Here is a 15,775-nt window from a genome sequence, read left to right as displayed (position 1 = left end):
CTAACTGCCTCCTCGAGACTCTTCACACGTCAATGAAACTCGAGCCTTTCGCGCTTGAGCCCCTTTCCCGGCATATGGCAATCTGCAATCACTCTCACCCGTACTCCTCCTAAAGCGGGGGGGCGAGCGAAACTTCGGATCCGATAAACCAATCAGGGATGTGCCATATGCACCTGCGCGCCGCCTCACGCACCACCATTGGCCTGGGCGCGATGTCCATGCTACTTGCCGGGTGCACGCAATTCACTCCAGCAGCAATGCCAACTGGTATCCCTGATGGCGTCTATACCCACCGTTTTCAAGCCAATCCGTCCCTCTCTGCTTTCGAATACAGCGGCGAGTGGAAGGGAGGCGTACCACAGGGCAAGGGCTCGGGGCGCGGGTTCGATATCAACGGCACCCTGAGTGCAACTTGCAAAGGTGACTTCAGAACACTCCAGTCCGGCTATCTTGAGGGCGACGGGGAAATCTATCGCCCCGACGGCACTGTGCTATTTCGCGGACAACTTACGGGAAGCTTGACGTTCGGCGCAGGCTGCATGGCCGGTTCAAAAGGTACCTACATATCACCTACGGGCTGGACGGTTAGCTCCGAAAAATTCACCATGGTCTCCTTCTCGGCAGGGGTTTATCTGCTCCCTGGTAGCACCTGTACTCTGGGCGACCCTCAGGGCAATACCTGGACCGGTACCTGTAACCTGCCGGCACAGTCCAAGCACGCCAATATTGCTTTTGACGGTGCGACTTACAGCCTGCCTTATCTAGAAGTCACCTCGCAGGTCATCCACTTCACTGCGTTAGGCATCGTCAACTTCACCTTGGCGAACGGCCCAGGCGTCATGCGCTACGCCAACGGCGAGCAGGTGCAGGGTAACTTCGACCTCGGCCACCTGGACGATGGTCTGGTACAGGTCACCTCGCCTGATGGCAAGGTTTCCCAGGCTATGGTCAGCAATGGCAAGCTGGGGCCACGTCATATGGCCAGCTCTCAACTGGCCAGCGCCAAGTCGTGCGGCTTCCCTGGCTGGCGCCTCGCAAGCGGTACCTGCGAACAAAACAGCTGGTCAGGAACTGTCGATGCTTACGATGCATCTGGCATGGAACGCATTGCCGGCCCGTTCAAGAAAGGTGTTCCTGCCGGTACCGTCACCTGGTCCAGATTGGACTCCGGCCTACAGATTCGCGGCACCATGGTGGCAGTCAACGGTGGCTTGGGCTTCACCAAGGGCCAGGTGAGCATCAATGAAACCCCGATTTATGAAGGCGAGATAAGCGGCTTCGCTCCCAACGGCAATGGAATTTGCACTGTCGATGGCAGTCCCGAGCGTTGTGAATACTCCCATGGGGAACGCATCGATGCCCTGTATAAGACCCGGCTAGAAAACAATCGTCTCCGTCGCGAGATGGCGGCCAATCAGGAAGCGCAGCAGCTAGCCCAACAACAGGCCGCAGCTCGCCAGCAGGCGCAAGCCCAGGCAGAAGCTGACTCGGGCGGTGGTGACCTGTTCGGCAAGGTCATGGCCATTGGCATTGGCGCGGGGGCTGTCAGCTCGGTATCTGGTGTTTCCAGCGAAATTCGCAACCAAATGATCACTGGGATGGCGGCCGATATCCTCACCGACGGCCAAGCCGGGGGCATCGCCACTGCACAACAGAACCTCGGCGTACAAAATGCGGGGAGCGTTCAGCCTGCGGTGTCGGCGCTGAGTGGGGCCAGCATGGGCAGCAACGGCGTACTCAAGGGCAGCTCAGCAGTAGCCAGCCATACGGAAACCGACGCATCCAATGCAACCTTGCAAAACATCGCCGGAATCGGCAGCACTCCAGGCCATGCCGAACGCAGCCAACAGTTGGACGACATCGTTGCTCAGGTAGCCGCCGACGCCGGAATGAAAACCTACGACGCCACCTACCAGTGCTCGCCCGAAGAACAACCGCAACACGTCACCGTGCCGTATAAAAGTGAAGCTTGCCGTGTCGCCAAGCAGAACTGGTTCCAGGTCTATGCCTGCAACGATGTCGAGCATATGGGCGCTGCCAACCAGAAGTGCCTGGAAAGCTGTGGCAATGCGGGGTGCGACGAACAATAACTCATCGCTTCTGCTAGATCGGTGCCTCCAAAAGCCCTGGCCTTGCGACCGGGGCTTTTTCTTTACCTGCTCGCCTAAGCTCCCATTGGCTTAGCTACCTCAGCCTCGGCAGACGATCCGTGCTCAAGAAAGGGAGTCCCTTTAAGAGACCATTGGATGCATGAGTGCCAGGTCAGCGTGGGAGCAGCCGCTCTCTGGTGGAGCCCACCCAGCCCGGCCGACTTCCTTGCCCGATGCGCGGCCGGCGGGCGGTACAGGGAGTCTAGGGCAGCATGAAGCGTTGACCAGAGACATGATGCCGCGGGCGAGGTGTGAGCCTCTATGCACAGTCACCGGCAGCCGCATTCGGCCAAAAGCAGACGTTACTCATCACTCCCTCAGCTTTTGAGCAAGTGAGCGAAGTGGCGATAGTACCTGCCGCGTGGTCTCACTGATGAGCGACTCCTGCTCGAACGCAGGCAGTGCAGCAACAGTTTCATCTGGCAGCTTGTAGCTGGGGAACAGGCTAAGTGCATTGCCACGTTCGATACGGGAAGCCTCGCCTGCGCTCCAGAAGTCGGAATCGACCAGCTCCTTGATCTGTTGCTGGCCTTGGGGGGCCGAGGCGAATGGCGCATCGGTACCGAACAGCAGCCGGGTTGGCTCGACCAACTCACGCAATGTGGCCATCGATGAACGCGAGACAGATGTGGCCGTGTCCAGGTAGAAGCGCCTCAGGTAAGTCAGTACCCCCTGAGTTGCTGTGTCCCCATACTCGATCATCGTGTTGGCCAGAGAGACACGCCATGCGACATAGGGGAGGAAGCCTCCGGCATGAGCGAGAATCCAGCGGATCTTGTGGAAGCGTTCCATCGTCCCGGACAGGATGAGGTTCAGCGCTGCTCGGGTTATGTCGCAGGGATACTCCACAATGCTCAGTGGCGTGCTCAGGCCAAGAGGGTCAGTGGCCGGCACATTCGGATGCACGAAGACAATGGCACTGCGCTCATTCAGCTCGTACATCAACTCATCGAACAGCGGATCGCCCAGGAATTTACCGTCGTTGCTGGCCATCAGGACCACACCGTCTGCCTTCAAGGTGTCGAGCGCATAGATGGCTTCGGCACACGCTTGCTCGGTATACGGCAACGGCAGGTGAGCAAAGAAGCCGACCCTCCCCTTATTACGATCGGCAAGCTCTCGTGAGAACTCGTTACTGCCGCGAGAGAACGCTGTCAGCTCAGATTCGCCAACCTGAATACCGGGTAGAACTGCAGAGGTGATTGCCGTCTGCACGCCCTCGGCTTGCATGGTTGCGATAAACAGCTCAGGAGACCAGTCGGGCAGTTCAATCCCAGCCAGTGACGTTGAGTTACGGCGCGCGAACAGGTCCCGCATGGCAGGTGGAACGATATGGCGGTGAATATCGATCACGCCGGACTTCTCAACTGCAGCTATGGCTGCTGCGTCTGCAGCGGGATCAACGTGTCTCACGAAGTTCTTTTCTGGTTCGCTTTTCATATTCGATGCGAGCACCCCTGCACCAACGAGCGCGCCAGCGCCCACGACGAATGTACGACGTTTCATGACCACCTCTTGTTCTTGTACTTAAACCGCGTAGATCAGCGGTTTCGCATGGACTCGACCATTGATGACATAGGCCTGGTCATTGCTCGCCGCAGTCGTCCTGCCACGGACTCGCTCTCGAAGATAGGGAGAGCAGCAACAACCTCGTCGGAGTGGCGGTACTGAGGGAAGAGGCTCAGGGCATGGCCTCTGGCTATGCCGTACTTGGTCGGTTCGGGGAACAGGTCGGACTCATCCAGCGTACGGCACTGCACTGCCGTAGCAGGCGCCGGTGCAAACGGGAAATCGCTGCCGAACAGAATGTGCGAAGGATCGACCAGCTCCTTCAGCGCAACCATTGAGTAGCGCGACGGTGATAGCGCCGTGTCGAAGTAGAAACGCTTGATGTAGTGCTGCACTCCCTGGGGAGCGTGGCGCTGCAGATCGGGAATATTCACCGTGCTCAGCCGGCCTACAACGAACGGCAGGAACCCACCGGCGTGGGCCAATATCCAGCGGGTATTGGGGTATTTCTCCTGAGTCCCGGTCAGGATCAGGTTGATCGCGGCACGTGTGGTGTCGCAGAGGAACTCGATAAGGAAGCCCGGCATGTTGAGGCCGATGTTCACGCTGGTCTCATGCAGGTTGGGATGTACAAAAACCACCGCGCGGCGGCGATCCAGCTCGCTCATCAGCTCATCGAAAAGCGGGTCGCCGAGGAAGTGGCCATCGGTGCTACCCAACAGAACCACACCATCGGCCTTCAGCACATCCAGGGCGTAGATAGCTTCGCTGCACGCCTGTGCAGTGAAGGGCATTGGTAGCACTGCGAAGAAGCCGAAGCGGCCGGGATACTGAGCAACCATTCCGGCAGAGAACTCGTTACAGCGTCTGGCCAGCTGGACAGCCTGTGCTGCTCCATCACCGAAGTGAACACCAGGTGCAGAGAGCGATGTGATTGCAGTTTGAATGCCGTTGGCATCCATCACGGCAATGGATTTTTCGGGCGTCCATTTGGGCAGCGGTGCGCCCGCGACCTTCTCAATGCCCTTGGATTGCATGGTTGCGACGAAGGCAGGGGGGATTACATGGTGGTGGACGTCTATGCGCCCTTGCTTGATAGCCATGAGAGTTACCTTGGCGAGCATGGAGTTCGAGTCGGCCAGCGACTCACCGCTAACACATGCGCTCCATAGTGAGCAGTAGTGCTCATTAAGGTCAAGAGTGATTCATGCATGAAAGCGCATGTATTCCGTGCTTACGCCTGATTTAGGTGCAACGATAAATCGATGAAACGCCTGTTTTAGACGTGCTCAGTGATATTTCTTGGTGGTCGTAGACTAAAAAATAGACGATCTCATTGTTGATTTATAGTGATCAGAGGTGTTCACTTGTGCGCATTCGACGTTCCTAAGGTCTAAATCCGTGAGCATCATTCAAAAGCGCATCCACGAAGCCGCCCTCCAGCTGTTTGCCCAGAAGGAGCTTGTGGACGTTAACGTCAGCGAGCTGGCCCAGAAGGCGGGGCTGGCGCGTAACACCATCTACAAGAATCTCGAATCCATCGATACGTTGTTCGAGACGGTAGCCACTGAGCTGGCTTCCGAGATGAACGAGCGGGTTGGCAAGAGTGCAGCCCCTGGCCTAGACCCAGCGCAGCGGCTGTCCAACGGCATTCGCTTCTATGTCCGTAGAGCCCATGAGGAGCACAACTGGGGTAGCTTCCTGCTTCGCTATGGAGCCTCGCATGTATCGATGCAGGCTCTGTGGGATGGCCCGCCTGTGAGAGACGTGCTGGAAGGCCTTGCCAGTCAGCGCTACAGCTTCCGTCAGGACCAGCTCTTGTCCGCCATTGGCCTGATCGCCGGAGCGGTTCTGTCGGCTATCAGTCTCGTCCTGCAAGGGCATAAGACGTGGCGCGATGCCGGCGCTGATACCGCGGAGTTTGTCCTGCGGGGGTTGGGTGTTCCAGCTGATGAAGCTCGAGCATTTGCCACTGCTCCGCTCCCAGAGTTACCGACTCTAGACGACTGATAACCCGGTTCTGCAAAGCGCACCATGTGATGCGCAGGAGGAGCTTATTGCCTGAAAAAAGTGAACAAGCAGGTTAGGCCAGTCAGGCACTTCTGCTGATCAAACGCCCGCTAGTACGCAGGGCGAAATACCCACCACTTCCAGAAATACGGAATTCATCGAGCTCTCGATGACCTGTACGGGCCGGCTCGTCCCCGAAAAAGGGCCAGCGTCGCAACACAAGAACAACAAGAGGTAGTGAAGATGCTTAAGCAACCCCAATGGCGGCCTGCCCGGCTCGCCAGTGCCATCAGCCTTGCAACTCTGTTTTCCGCGTCGGCCCAGGCCATCGACTTCTCCATTGGCGAGATCGACGGCCAGCTGGATTCAACTCTCTCAGTTGGCGCCAGTTGGGCGCTCAGAAATCCCTCTCCAGACCTACTGGGTAGCAGCGTCACCGATGATGGTCGGCGCAACTTCGAGAAAGGCGAGACCTTCTCCAAGATCTTCAAGGGCATCCACGATCTGCAACTGAGCTATGGCGAGAGTGGTGTGTTCCTGCGCGGCAAGTACTGGTACGACTTCGAGCTGAAGGACGAGAGCCGTCCGTTCAAGGATATCGACGACCACGGACGCAAGACTGGCGCTCAATCCAGTGGTGTACAGCTGCTCGATGCCTTCGCCTACCACAACTACACCATCGCCGATCTGCCGGGCACGGTACGCCTCGGCAAGCAGGTGGTCAGTTGGGGCGAGAGCACCTTCATCCAGGGCGGTATCAACAGCATCAACCCGGTCGATGTTGCTGCCCTGCGCCGCCCCGGCTCCGAGCTCAAGGAGGGGCTGATTCCGGTCAACATGTTCTACCTGTCGCAGAACCTCACGGACAACCTCACCGCCGAGATGTTCTACCAGCTGGAGTGGGATCAGACCGTCATCGATAACTGCGGCACTTTCTTTGCGCCGAACGATGCTATTGCCGATGGCTGCACTGGGCTGGTCGCGGGACCGGTGCTGGATCAGAACGCCCTAGCTCAAGCGGCGTTGTCGCCTTTTGGCATTGACCTGACCAGCGAGGGAATCCGCGTTCCGCGTGCAGGCGACAACGATGCTCGCGATGACGGTCAGTGGGGTACGGCGCTGCGCTGGTTTGCTCCAGAGCTGAACAGCGAGTTTGCCGCCTACTTCATGAATTACCACAGCCGCATGCCTTACATCAGCGGGATCAGCAGTCCGCATATGGCTGATCTGGGCTTCGCCAGCGAGCTCTGCGCCAATCTCGGCATTGGTGTTCCGGCAATGTGCAACGCGGTCATTGGTAGTCCTCAAGGCCAGGCGCTTGCTCAGGCCTACCGCTTGGGCACGTCGCAGTACTTCGCCGACTACCCGGAAGACATCCAGCTGTATGGCCTGAGCTTCAGTACCAGCCTGCCAACTGGCACCACTCTCTCTGGCGAGATCAGCTACCGCCCGAACATGCCGATCCAGATCAACTCGGTAGACATCATCGCTGCCACGTTCGGCGACCCTAACGCTTCACCAGTTCTGTCGTCGGGCTACTTCACGAGTGCCAACAGCACCATGTTCAAGGGCTATCAGCGCAAAGAGCTGACCCAGGCCCAGGTCACCGCTACTCACTTCTTCGACCAGGTCATGGGCGCGGACCGGCTCACTCTGGTTGGTGAAGCAGGTGTGACCCATGTCAGCGGTATGGGTGGCGACGGGCTGCGCTATGGCCGGAGTACCACCTTCGGGATGGGTGAGCTGGCTGACAACAGCATCTGCACCAACCAGATCAATACCAAGACCCCGCAGTACTGCACCGACGACGGCTTCACCACCAGCACCTCCTGGGGCTACCGAGTTCGTGCGATCTGGGAGTACAGCAACCTGATCGATGGCATCGAGCTCAAGCCCAGCCTGGCCTGGTCTCACGACGTCAACGGCTACGGCCCGGAGCCAGGCTTCAACGAAGGCTCCAAGGCCATCAGCCTGGGACTAGATGCCGTCTACCTCAATACCTATACCGCCAGCCTTGCCTATACCGACTACTTCGGCGGCGACTACAACGCGATGGCCGATCGCGACTACGTCGCCCTGAGTTTCGCCGTGTCGTTCTAAGTGGAGTTACCAAGATGAACAACAGAATACTCTCGGCGTGCTCACTCGCCCTTGCTTGCACCCTTGCCAACCACGCTGCCTTGGCGGCAGTAAGCCCCGATCAGGCCAAGCAGCTTGGTTCCAGCCTGACCCCCATCGGCGCTGAAATGAACGGGAACGCCGATGGCAGCATTCCCGCGTGGACCGGTGGTTTGCCCAAAAACTCCGGAACCCTCAGTTCCGAAGGATTCCTCAGCAACCCCTTCGTCAGCGAACAGCCGTTGTTCACCATCACCTCGCAGAACGCGGGTCAGTACCAAGACAAGTTGAGCCCTGGTCAGCAGGCGATGCTCAAGCGCTATCCGACTTACCAGATCCCGGTTTATCCGAGCCATCGCAGTGCCAGCCTGCCAGATGCTGTTTACAAGGCAGCCCAGGAGAACGCGACCAAGGCCAAGCTGGTTGAAGGCGGCAATGGTCTGGAGGGCTTCTCCACTGCTATTCCATTCCCGATTCCTCAGAACGGCCTGGAGGTGCTGTGGAACCACATCACCCGCTACCGCGGCGGTAGTGCCAAGCGTACCCATGTGCAGGCCACGCCCTTGGCTAGTGGGAAGTTCGTACCGGTGTACTTCAAGCAGCAGTTCACCTTCCGCGACCGCATCAAGGATTTCAATCCGGCCAACCCCGGCAATGTGTTGTTCTACTACAAGCAGCTGGTCACGGCCCCTGCGCGCCAGGCTGGTGACGTAGTGCTCGTCCACGAGACCCTGAACCAGGTGCAAGAGCCGCGTATGGCCTGGATCTACAACGCAGGCCAGCGTCGTGTGCGCCGTGCTCCACAAATCTCCTACGACGGGCCCTATCCAGCCTCCGAGGGGCAGCGCGTCGCCGACAACCTGGATATGTACAACGGGGCACCTGACCGTTACGACTGGAAGTTGGTTGGGAAGCGCGAGATCTACATCCCCTACAACAGCTTCAAGCTGGACTCACCGACGCTGAAGTACACCGACATCGTCCAACCTGGCCACCTGAACCCTGCTCACACCCGCTATGAGTTGCACCGTGTATGGCAGGTCGAGGGCACCTTGAAACAGGGTGAGCGCCATATCTATGCCAAGCGCGTGTTCTTCATTGACGAGGACTCCTGGCAGATCGTCCTCGCAGATCACTACGACTCGCGCGGTACGCTGTGGCGTGCAGCCGAGGGGCATCTAACACCGCTGTACGACGTGCAGGTGCCGTGGTTGGGGGCTGAAGCCCTGTATGACCTGATCAACGGCCGCTACATCGTTTCCGGCATGCGTAACGAGGAGAAGGACCCAGTTGAGTTCGGCTTCTCTTCGCTTTCCTCCGAGTACACCCCAGCTGCTCTGCGCAACGCAGGAATTCGCTGACCCCGGTTACTCCAGTCGAAGGCGTTCCGCCCTAGACCCTCGCCGCCCTACGGGGCGGCTTTTTTGAGTTCATCGGACCTCGCACCAGCGAGAAAGATCAACGCAGTCATCAAATGAACACTTGTGCTCATTTATGAGCAGTTGTAGATTGATTCCCACAACAACAAGCAGGTGTTTCTGGAGCGCACATGAACAAAAACGTAGCCATTCCAGGTCTCACATCCCGCCACGTCAGCGTCGGCCGGCGGCAGATCTTCCTCAGCGAAGTCGGCCAGGGACACCCCCTGCTGATGCTGCACGGTGGCGGCGCAGGCGCATCGGGCATGTCCAACTACTCGCGCAACATCGAGGCACTGGCCAAGCAGTTCCGTGTGCTGGTGGTGGATATGCCTGGATATGGTCAATCGACCAAGGGCCTGGACCGCAGCGACTCTTTTGGCGACCTGGCCCAGAGCATGCTCGGCCTGCTGGATGCTCTGCAGATCAAGTCGGCCCATGTGGTCGGCAACTCCCTCGGCGGTGCCTGTGCTCTACGTATGGCGTTGGAGGCACCGGCGCGTGTCTCGGCCCTGGTGCTGATGGGCCCAGGGGGAATCAACACCACGCGCAGTTTGCCCACCAAGGGGCTGAACCAACTGCTCGACTACTACAACGGCGAAGGCCCGACGCTGGAGAAGATCACCCGCTTCATCCGCGAATACCTGGTGTACGACGGCAGCCTGGTTACCGACGCGATGATCGCGGAGCGCTACCGCTCCAGCATCGACCCAGAAGTGGTGGCAGCTCCGCCGCTGCGTCGTCCGCCAGGCCTGAAGGCTGCTCTGCGCATGGACTTCACCCGCGACGCGCGCCTCGATCAGTGCCAGGTGCCGACCCTGGTGCTGTGGGGCGCGGATGACAAGGTGAATCGCCCCAGCGGTGGCGAGACTCTGCGCCAACGTATGCCTAACTGCGACCTGTACCTGTTCAGCAAAACCGGGCACTGGGTGCAGTGGGAGCGTGCCAGCGAGTTCAACGCCGTCACCGCCGGCTTCCTTGCCTGTCACACCCCGGCCTGAGCACGCGGAGTACCTATGAAACAGGACATCTTCGGTGCCAGCAGCATGGGCTACGCCGTGATCGAGTCGAGCCAGCTGGAGCGCTGGCAGGCACTGCTACAAGACGGCATCGGCCTGCACCTGCAGCATGTGGATAGCCACCTGCTGGCGTTTCGCATGGACCAGCACCAGCGCCGCATCATCGTCAAACGCGGCCCTGCAGAAGACTTCGCTGCTATTGGCTGGCATCTGGGCGACCAGGCCACTCTGGACATCGTTCTACAACGGCTTAAGACCCGCGGAATTGCTGTTCATGAAAGCAGTGCAGCGGAAGCAGCAGAGCGAGGCGTAGTGCGCTTCTGGCGAGTGATTGGACCCAAGCGCATGGCCATTGAGTTGTTCGTTGAGCCGCTGACCACTGACGAGCCGCTGGAGATGCTCAGCGAGGGCTTCATCACCGGTGAGGCTGGCATGGGCCACTTGGCGATCACCAGTCGCCGCGGCAAGGACATGCGCCGCTTCTGGCAGGAAATCTTCGATGCCCGGCAGAGCGACACCATTGTCGAGCAGCTAGCTGGCGTGACCGTCGATATCGAGTTTTTCCGCGTTAATCCACGCCATCACTCAATTGCTATCGCCCAGGTGCGTGGCCTTGCGCTCGACCCGATTCGCACCAAGGCCCAGCACATGAACCTGCTGACCACCTCGGTCGGCGGGCTGACCGATGCCTTCCTGCGCTGCCGCCAGCTGGGATTCGAGATGGCTCACGAAATTGGTGAGCACCCCAATGACCGCGAGCAGTCGTTCTACGTACTCACTCCCTCCGGTTTCGAACTGGAGCTGGGCTGGAACGCCCTGGAAGTCGACGAAGCCAGTTGGCAAGTCACGACCTACCAGGGCATCAGCCTGTGGGGCCACAAGCCACAGAAGCTTGGTGCCTGGAACAAGCTCAAAACCAACCTGGGCAATTTCGGCCAAGGCCTGCGCTCGCTGCGCCGTGCCGAGTACTCCCCGCTGTAGGAACTGCCATGACTACACACAACTCTGAAATCTTCGACGTCGTCATCGCGGGCCTAGGCCCAACCGGTGCCACGCTGGCTCACCTACTGGGCAAACGCGGTCTCTCAGTGCTGGTGCTGGAGCGCGAGCCGGTGTTCTACGGGAACGCGCGCGCGGTCTACACCGACGACGAGTGCATGCGCGTGATGCAGGCTGCCGGCGTCGCCGCTGAACTGGCCACCGACATGCAGATCGACACCCCCGCCCAATGGACCTTCCCGGACGGCCGGGTGATCGGCCGCTACTGGCAGCTCAAGCGCAGCTTCGGCTGGCCAGTGATCAACTTCCTCTACCAGCCCTGGCTGGAGACCAAGCTCAGCGACATGCTGTCCCGCTATCCGTCGGTGCAGGTAGTGCGCGGCCGTGAGCTGGTTGATTTCCAGCAAGATGGCGAACTGGTAACGCTCACTCACCAGGCCACGCAGAACTGTCGTTTCGGCGATGGTGACGGCAGCCGCATCGACCTCGAAGTTGACCTGGCGCCGGCCACAGTCACGGCCCGCTACTTGGTCGGTGCTGACGGCGGCCGCAGCACGGTGCGCGAGAAGCTCGGCATCGGCATGGACGGAAAGAACTTCCCCGAGCCCTGGCTGGTGGTCGACCTGGAGATGAAGGAAGGCGAGGACGCGCTGCGCCACATTCCTTACTTCAACTTCATCTGTGACCCCGACTGCCCGGTGGTCAGCTGCCCGCAGCCCGGGCGCTTCCATCGCTTCGAGTTCATGCTGATGCCAGGGCAGACCAAGGAGTACATGGAGGACCCGGCCACCGTTCGCCAATTGCTGAGTCGTTACGTCGACCCGGACAAGTTCGAAGTCAAGCGTAAGCTGGTCTACACCTTCAACGCCCTGGTCGCCCGCGAGTGGCGCAAGGGCCGCGTGCTGCTGGCCGGTGACGCTGCGCACATGACTCCGCAGTTCATGGGTCAGGGCATGAGCTCAGGTGTGCGTGACGCCTACAACCTGGCCTGGAAGCTGGAGGCCGTGCTGCGTGGCAAGGCCTCCGAGCAGCTGCTCGACACCTATGGCAGCGAGCGCTACCACCATGCCAAGGCAATGATCGACATCTCGGTGATGATGAAAGACTTCGTCTCGATGTCGAACCCGCTCAAGACGGCGCTGCGCAACTTCGTGGTCAAAGCCATGAATGCCACCCCGGTACTGGGCAAGTGGTTGCGCGAGGGCGGCTTCAAGCCCACTCCAACCTACAAGCCCGGCTCTTACCTGGGGCTACCCAGGAGCGGCCGTCGCGATGTCGCCGGTACCCTGCTGCCTCAACCGGAAGTACGTACCTTCAAGGGCAAGCGCGTGCCTCTCGACGAGGTGCTGGGTGAAGGCTTCGCCCTGCTTGGCCTAGAGAACAATCCACGGGTAGCAATATCCGCCGAGCACCGGCAGTTCCTGTCGGCGCTGGATACCCGCTACGTCACCCTATTCCCCTTCGGCGGGCGCCCCCAGGGCATGGAGGTACAGCGCTTCAGCCCCGCCGGCCTGGTCGAGGTCGAAGAGCCCGCGGAGGATCTGGTGCGCTGGTTCAAGCGCGCAGGGCGCGGCAGCGACCTGGTCGCAGTGGTGCGCCCGGACAAGTTTGTCTTCGCTCTGGTACCTGCCGAGCAACTGAACACTGCACTGAGCGAGCTCAAGCGCCAGCTGGGCTGGCAGCCAAACCTGGCTGCCAGCCAGGCGAATGTTGCCGACATGAGGAAAAGCGCATGAGCCACGACGCCCTGAAGAAACTGGAACAGGCCGCCGACGCACTGACCCAGGCGCGCCAGCTACGAGAGCCCTGCGCGCAGATCTCAGCGACCTTCGGTATCAACACACTGACCGAGGCCTACGCCGTGCAGGAGATCAATACCCGACGCGCCCTGGAGCAGGGCCGGCGCCTCGTCGGGCGCAAGGTCGGCCTGACCTCCAGCGCTGTGCAGCAACAGCTTGGCGTCGACCAACCGGACTTCGGCATGCTGTTCGCCGACATGGAGATCGCCGATGGTGAAAGCGTCGACTGCAGTCGCCTGATCCAGCCCAAGGCCGAGGGTGAGATCGCCTTCGTCCTCGGTCGCGACCTGCCGAACGCCGACACCACGCTGGCCGAGCTGATGAGCGCGGTGGAGTACCTGTTACCGGCCATAGAAATAGTCGACTCCGCCATCAGCAACTGGAAGATCACCCTCGCTGACACGGTGGCGGACAACGCTTCCTCCGCACTCTACGTGCTGGGTAAGCAGCCCACTCGTTTGTCGGCACTGGATCTGCGCTTGGAGGGCATGCTGCTAGAGAAGAACCGCAGTCAGGTCGCCATCGGTGTCGGCGCCGCCTGCCTGGGCAACCCGCTGGATGCCTGCCTGTGGCTGGCCCGCACCATGGCCGAGTTCGGCCGCCCGCTGGTGGCCGGTGATGTGTTGCTGTCCGGCGCCCTCGGCCCCATGACCCAGGTTGCTCCTGGCGACCACCTGCAACTGCGCCTGACTCGCCTGGGCGAAGTCGGCTGCCACTTCCATTGAGCCGCCGGCCTGGAGAATCTGAATGAGCAGCAAGAAACTCAAAGTCGCCATTGTCGGCTCCGGCAACATCGGCACCGACCTGATGATCAAGGTGATGCGCAATGCGCAGCACCTGGAAATGGGCGCCATGGTCGGCATTGATCCAGCTTCCGACGGGCTGGCTCGCGCACAGCGTCTGGGTATCGCCACCACCCATGAGGGGGTCGAGGGGTTGAGCCGCCTCCCGGTCTTCGACGAGATCGACTTCGTCTTCGACGCCACCAGCGCCGGCGCGCATATCTGGAACTCCGGCTTCTTGCGTGGTGTGAAGCCGGGGATCCGCCTGATCGACCTGACACCGGCGGCCATTGGCCCGTATTGCGTGCCGGTGGTCAACCTGGAGCAGAACCTCGATCAGCTCAACGTCAACATGGTTACTTGCGGTGGTCAGGCCACCATCCCGATGGTGGCGGCAGTCTCGCGAGTGGCCAAGGTTCACTACGCCGAGATCATCGCATCCATCGCCAGCAAATCTGCCGGCCCTGGCACCCGCGCCAATATTGACGAGTTCACCGAGACCACTTCGAAAGCCATCGAAGTGATCGGTGGTGCGACCAAGGGCAAGGCGATCATCATCATGAACCCGGCCGAGCCGCCGCTAATGATGCGCGACACAGTGTTCGTGCTCTCCGAAGCGGCCGACCAGGCCAAGGTCGAAGCGAGCATTGAGGAGATGGCTGCTGCGGTGCAGGCCTACGTGCCCGGCTACCGGCTGAAACAGAAGGTGCAATTCGACGTCATCCCTGATTCTGCTCCGCTGAACATTCCCGGCCATGGCTCATTCAGCGGCCTGAAAACCTCGGTATTCCTGGAAGTCGAAGGAGCAGCCCACTACTTGCCTGCATACGCCGGCAACCTCGACATCATGACCTCCGCCGCGCTGGCTACCGCCGAGCGCATGGCCCAATCGATGCTCAACGGCTGAGGAGCAAGCAGATGACTTTCGACCCAAGCAAAAAGCTGTACATCTCCGATGTCACTCTGCGCGATGGCAGTCACGCCATTCGCCACCAGTACGGTCTAGGGATTGTGCGCGCCATTGCACGAACACTAGATCAGGCAAAGGTGGATTCCATCGAAGTAGCCCATGGTGATGGCCTGCAGGGCTCCTCCTTCAACTACGGCTTCGGCCGCCACACGGACCTCGAATACATCGAGGCAGTGGCTAGCGAGATCAGCCACGCCAAAATCGCCACATTGCTGCTACCCGGCATTGGCACGGTGCACGACCTGAAAAACGCCTATGAAGCTGGTGCGCGTATCGTGCGCGTAGCCGCCCATTGCACCGAGGCAGATGTGTCTAAACAGCACATTGAGTACGCCCGAGAGCTGGGCATGGAGGCTGTTGGGTTCTTGATGATGAGCCATATGGTTCCGGCCGAAGAACTAGCACGCCAAGGCAAGCTGATGGAGAGCTACGGTGCTACCTGCATCTACATGGCTGACTCCGGTGGTGCGATGAACATGGGCGATATCCGCGATCGCATGCGTGCCTTCAAGGCAGTGCTCAAGCCGGAGACGCAGACCGGTATGCATGCGCACCACAACCTCAGCCTTGGCGTGGCGAACTCCATCGTCGCGGTGGAAGAAGGTTGTGATCGTATCGACGCCAGTCTCGCCGGTATGGGCGCCGGTGCCGGCAACGCACCGTTGGAGGTGTTCATCGCTGCCGCCGAACGCCTGGGCTGGAACCACGGTACAGACCTCTACGCCCTGATGGATGCCGCCGATGACATCGTTCGTCCCCTACAGGACCGTCCGGTGCGGGTCGACCGCGAAACCCTTGGTCTTGGATACGCTGGGGTGTACTCCAGCTTCCTGCGCCATGCTGAAGTCGCTGCTACTAAGTACGGTCTGAAGACTCTCGACATCCTGGTCGAGCTAGGAAAACGGCGTATGGTTGGAGGCCAGGAGGACATGATCGTCGATGTCGCCTTGGATCTGCTCAAGCAGCAGGGACAACTGCAAGCACTGCCAACCTGAGATAGG

Annotated in this window: 12 protein-coding genes; 10 read left to right on the top strand and 2 right to left on the bottom strand. The window is 60.0% G+C overall.

Annotated features, from left to right (window positions below; genetic code table 11):
- The first annotated feature begins 167 nt into the window (after positions 1 to 167).
- Entirely contained in the window at positions 168 to 2,090 is a 1,923-nt protein-coding gene (locus PTT45_RS07240; RefSeq protein ID WP_273812373.1) for a hypothetical protein, read from the top strand.
- Between the two features lie 369 nt (positions 2,091 to 2,459).
- On the opposite strand, the gene PTT45_RS07235 is transcribed toward PTT45_RS07240, so the two are convergent.
- Together PTT45_RS07235 and PTT45_RS07230 are read right to left on the bottom strand one after the other, a co-directional pair.
- Positions 2,460 to 3,656, bottom strand: coding sequence for an amidohydrolase family protein (locus tag PTT45_RS07235; protein ID WP_273812372.1), 1,197 nt, complete (start codon positions 3,654 to 3,656; stop codon positions 2,460 to 2,462).
- A 35-nt stretch (positions 3,657 to 3,691) separates the two neighbouring features.
- On the bottom strand, positions 3,692 to 4,762 hold the full coding sequence (locus PTT45_RS07230) for an amidohydrolase family protein (protein WP_273812371.1): 1,071 nt from the start codon (positions 4,760 to 4,762) through the stop codon (positions 3,692 to 3,694).
- A gap of 298 nt (positions 4,763 to 5,060) precedes the next feature.
- Between PTT45_RS07230 and PTT45_RS07225 the strand changes: the two genes are divergently transcribed.
- The 9 genes from PTT45_RS07225 to dmpG all read left to right on the top strand — a co-directional run bounded on the left by PTT45_RS07225 (position 5,061) and on the right by dmpG (position 15,769).
- Entirely contained in the window at positions 5,061 to 5,669 is a 609-nt protein-coding gene (locus tag PTT45_RS07225) for a TetR/AcrR family transcriptional regulator (RefSeq protein WP_273812370.1), read from the top strand.
- A 243-nt stretch (positions 5,670 to 5,912) separates the two neighbouring features.
- The gene (locus PTT45_RS07220; RefSeq protein ID WP_273812368.1) at positions 5,913 to 7,769 is read left to right on the top strand and encodes a DUF1302 domain-containing protein; all 1,857 of its coding nucleotides are present in this window, start codon (positions 5,913 to 5,915) and stop codon (positions 7,767 to 7,769) included.
- A 14-nt stretch (positions 7,770 to 7,783) separates the two neighbouring features.
- The gene (locus PTT45_RS07215; RefSeq protein ID WP_273812366.1) at positions 7,784 to 9,148 is read left to right on the top strand and encodes a DUF1329 domain-containing protein; all 1,365 of its coding nucleotides are present in this window, start codon (positions 7,784 to 7,786) and stop codon (positions 9,146 to 9,148) included.
- 188 nt (positions 9,149 to 9,336) lie between these two features.
- Entirely contained in the window at positions 9,337 to 10,206 is an 870-nt protein-coding gene (locus PTT45_RS07210) for an alpha/beta fold hydrolase (RefSeq protein WP_273812365.1), read from the top strand.
- Between the two features lie 15 nt (positions 10,207 to 10,221).
- The gene (locus tag PTT45_RS07205; RefSeq protein ID WP_273812364.1) at positions 10,222 to 11,205 is read left to right on the top strand and encodes a VOC family protein; all 984 of its coding nucleotides are present in this window, start codon (positions 10,222 to 10,224) and stop codon (positions 11,203 to 11,205) included.
- An 8-nt stretch (positions 11,206 to 11,213) separates the two neighbouring features.
- Complete coding sequence (mhpA, locus tag PTT45_RS07200; RefSeq protein WP_273812362.1) at positions 11,214 to 12,959, top strand: bifunctional 3-(3-hydroxy-phenyl)propionate/3-hydroxycinnamic acid hydroxylase MhpA; 1,746 nt, start codon at positions 11,214 to 11,216, stop codon at positions 12,957 to 12,959.
- Entirely contained in the window at positions 12,956 to 13,747 is a 792-nt protein-coding gene (locus tag PTT45_RS07195) for a 2-keto-4-pentenoate hydratase (protein ID WP_273812361.1), read from the top strand. The genes mhpA and PTT45_RS07195 overlap by 4 nt, the downstream gene beginning before the upstream one ends.
- Positions 13,748 to 13,769: 22 nt before the next feature.
- Complete coding sequence (locus tag PTT45_RS07190; protein WP_273812359.1) at positions 13,770 to 14,711, top strand: acetaldehyde dehydrogenase (acetylating); 942 nt, start codon at positions 13,770 to 13,772, stop codon at positions 14,709 to 14,711.
- Positions 14,712 to 14,722: 11 nt separating this feature from the next.
- Positions 14,723 to 15,769, top strand: a complete 1,047-nt coding sequence (gene dmpG / locus PTT45_RS07185) for a 4-hydroxy-2-oxovalerate aldolase (protein ID WP_273812358.1) — start codon at positions 14,723 to 14,725, stop codon at positions 15,767 to 15,769.
- The last annotated feature ends 6 nt before the right edge of the window (positions 15,770 to 15,775 follow it).

This window comes from Pseudomonas sp. Gutcm_11s, from assembly GCF_028649395.1.
In the GTDB taxonomy this organism is placed as follows: Bacteria; Pseudomonadota; Gammaproteobacteria; order Pseudomonadales; family Pseudomonadaceae; genus Aquipseudomonas.
The sequence above is the reverse complement of the archived record's forward strand: the minus strand, read 5'-3'. Positions and strand labels throughout refer to the sequence as shown.

What these genes read in the sequence shown, in the direction of transcription:
- PTT45_RS07235 (WP_273812372.1), bottom strand. Translation starts at nt 3,656, where the DNA reads ATGAAACGTCGTACATTCGTCGTGGGCGCTGGCGCGCTCGTTGGTGCA.
- PTT45_RS07195 (WP_273812361.1), top strand. Translation starts at nt 12,956, where the DNA reads ATGAGCCACGACGCCCTGAAGAAACTGGAACAGGCCGCCGACGCACTG.
- PTT45_RS07210 (WP_273812365.1), top strand. Translation starts at nt 9,337, where the DNA reads ATGAACAAAAACGTAGCCATTCCAGGTCTCACATCCCGCCACGTCAGC.
- PTT45_RS07240 (WP_273812373.1), top strand. Translation starts at nt 168, where the DNA reads ATGCACCTGCGCGCCGCCTCACGCACCACCATTGGCCTGGGCGCGATG.
- mhpA (WP_273812362.1), top strand. Translation starts at nt 11,214, where the DNA reads ATGACTACACACAACTCTGAAATCTTCGACGTCGTCATCGCGGGCCTA.
- dmpG (WP_273812358.1), top strand. Translation starts at nt 14,723, where the DNA reads ATGACTTTCGACCCAAGCAAAAAGCTGTACATCTCCGATGTCACTCTG.
- PTT45_RS07230 (WP_273812371.1), bottom strand. Translation starts at nt 4,762, where the DNA reads ATGGCTATCAAGCAAGGGCGCATAGACGTCCACCACCATGTAATCCCC.
- PTT45_RS07190 (WP_273812359.1), top strand. Translation starts at nt 13,770, where the DNA reads ATGAGCAGCAAGAAACTCAAAGTCGCCATTGTCGGCTCCGGCAACATC.
- PTT45_RS07205 (WP_273812364.1), top strand. Translation starts at nt 10,222, where the DNA reads ATGAAACAGGACATCTTCGGTGCCAGCAGCATGGGCTACGCCGTGATC.
- PTT45_RS07215 (WP_273812366.1), top strand. Translation starts at nt 7,784, where the DNA reads ATGAACAACAGAATACTCTCGGCGTGCTCACTCGCCCTTGCTTGCACC.
- PTT45_RS07220 (WP_273812368.1), top strand. Translation starts at nt 5,913, where the DNA reads ATGCTTAAGCAACCCCAATGGCGGCCTGCCCGGCTCGCCAGTGCCATC.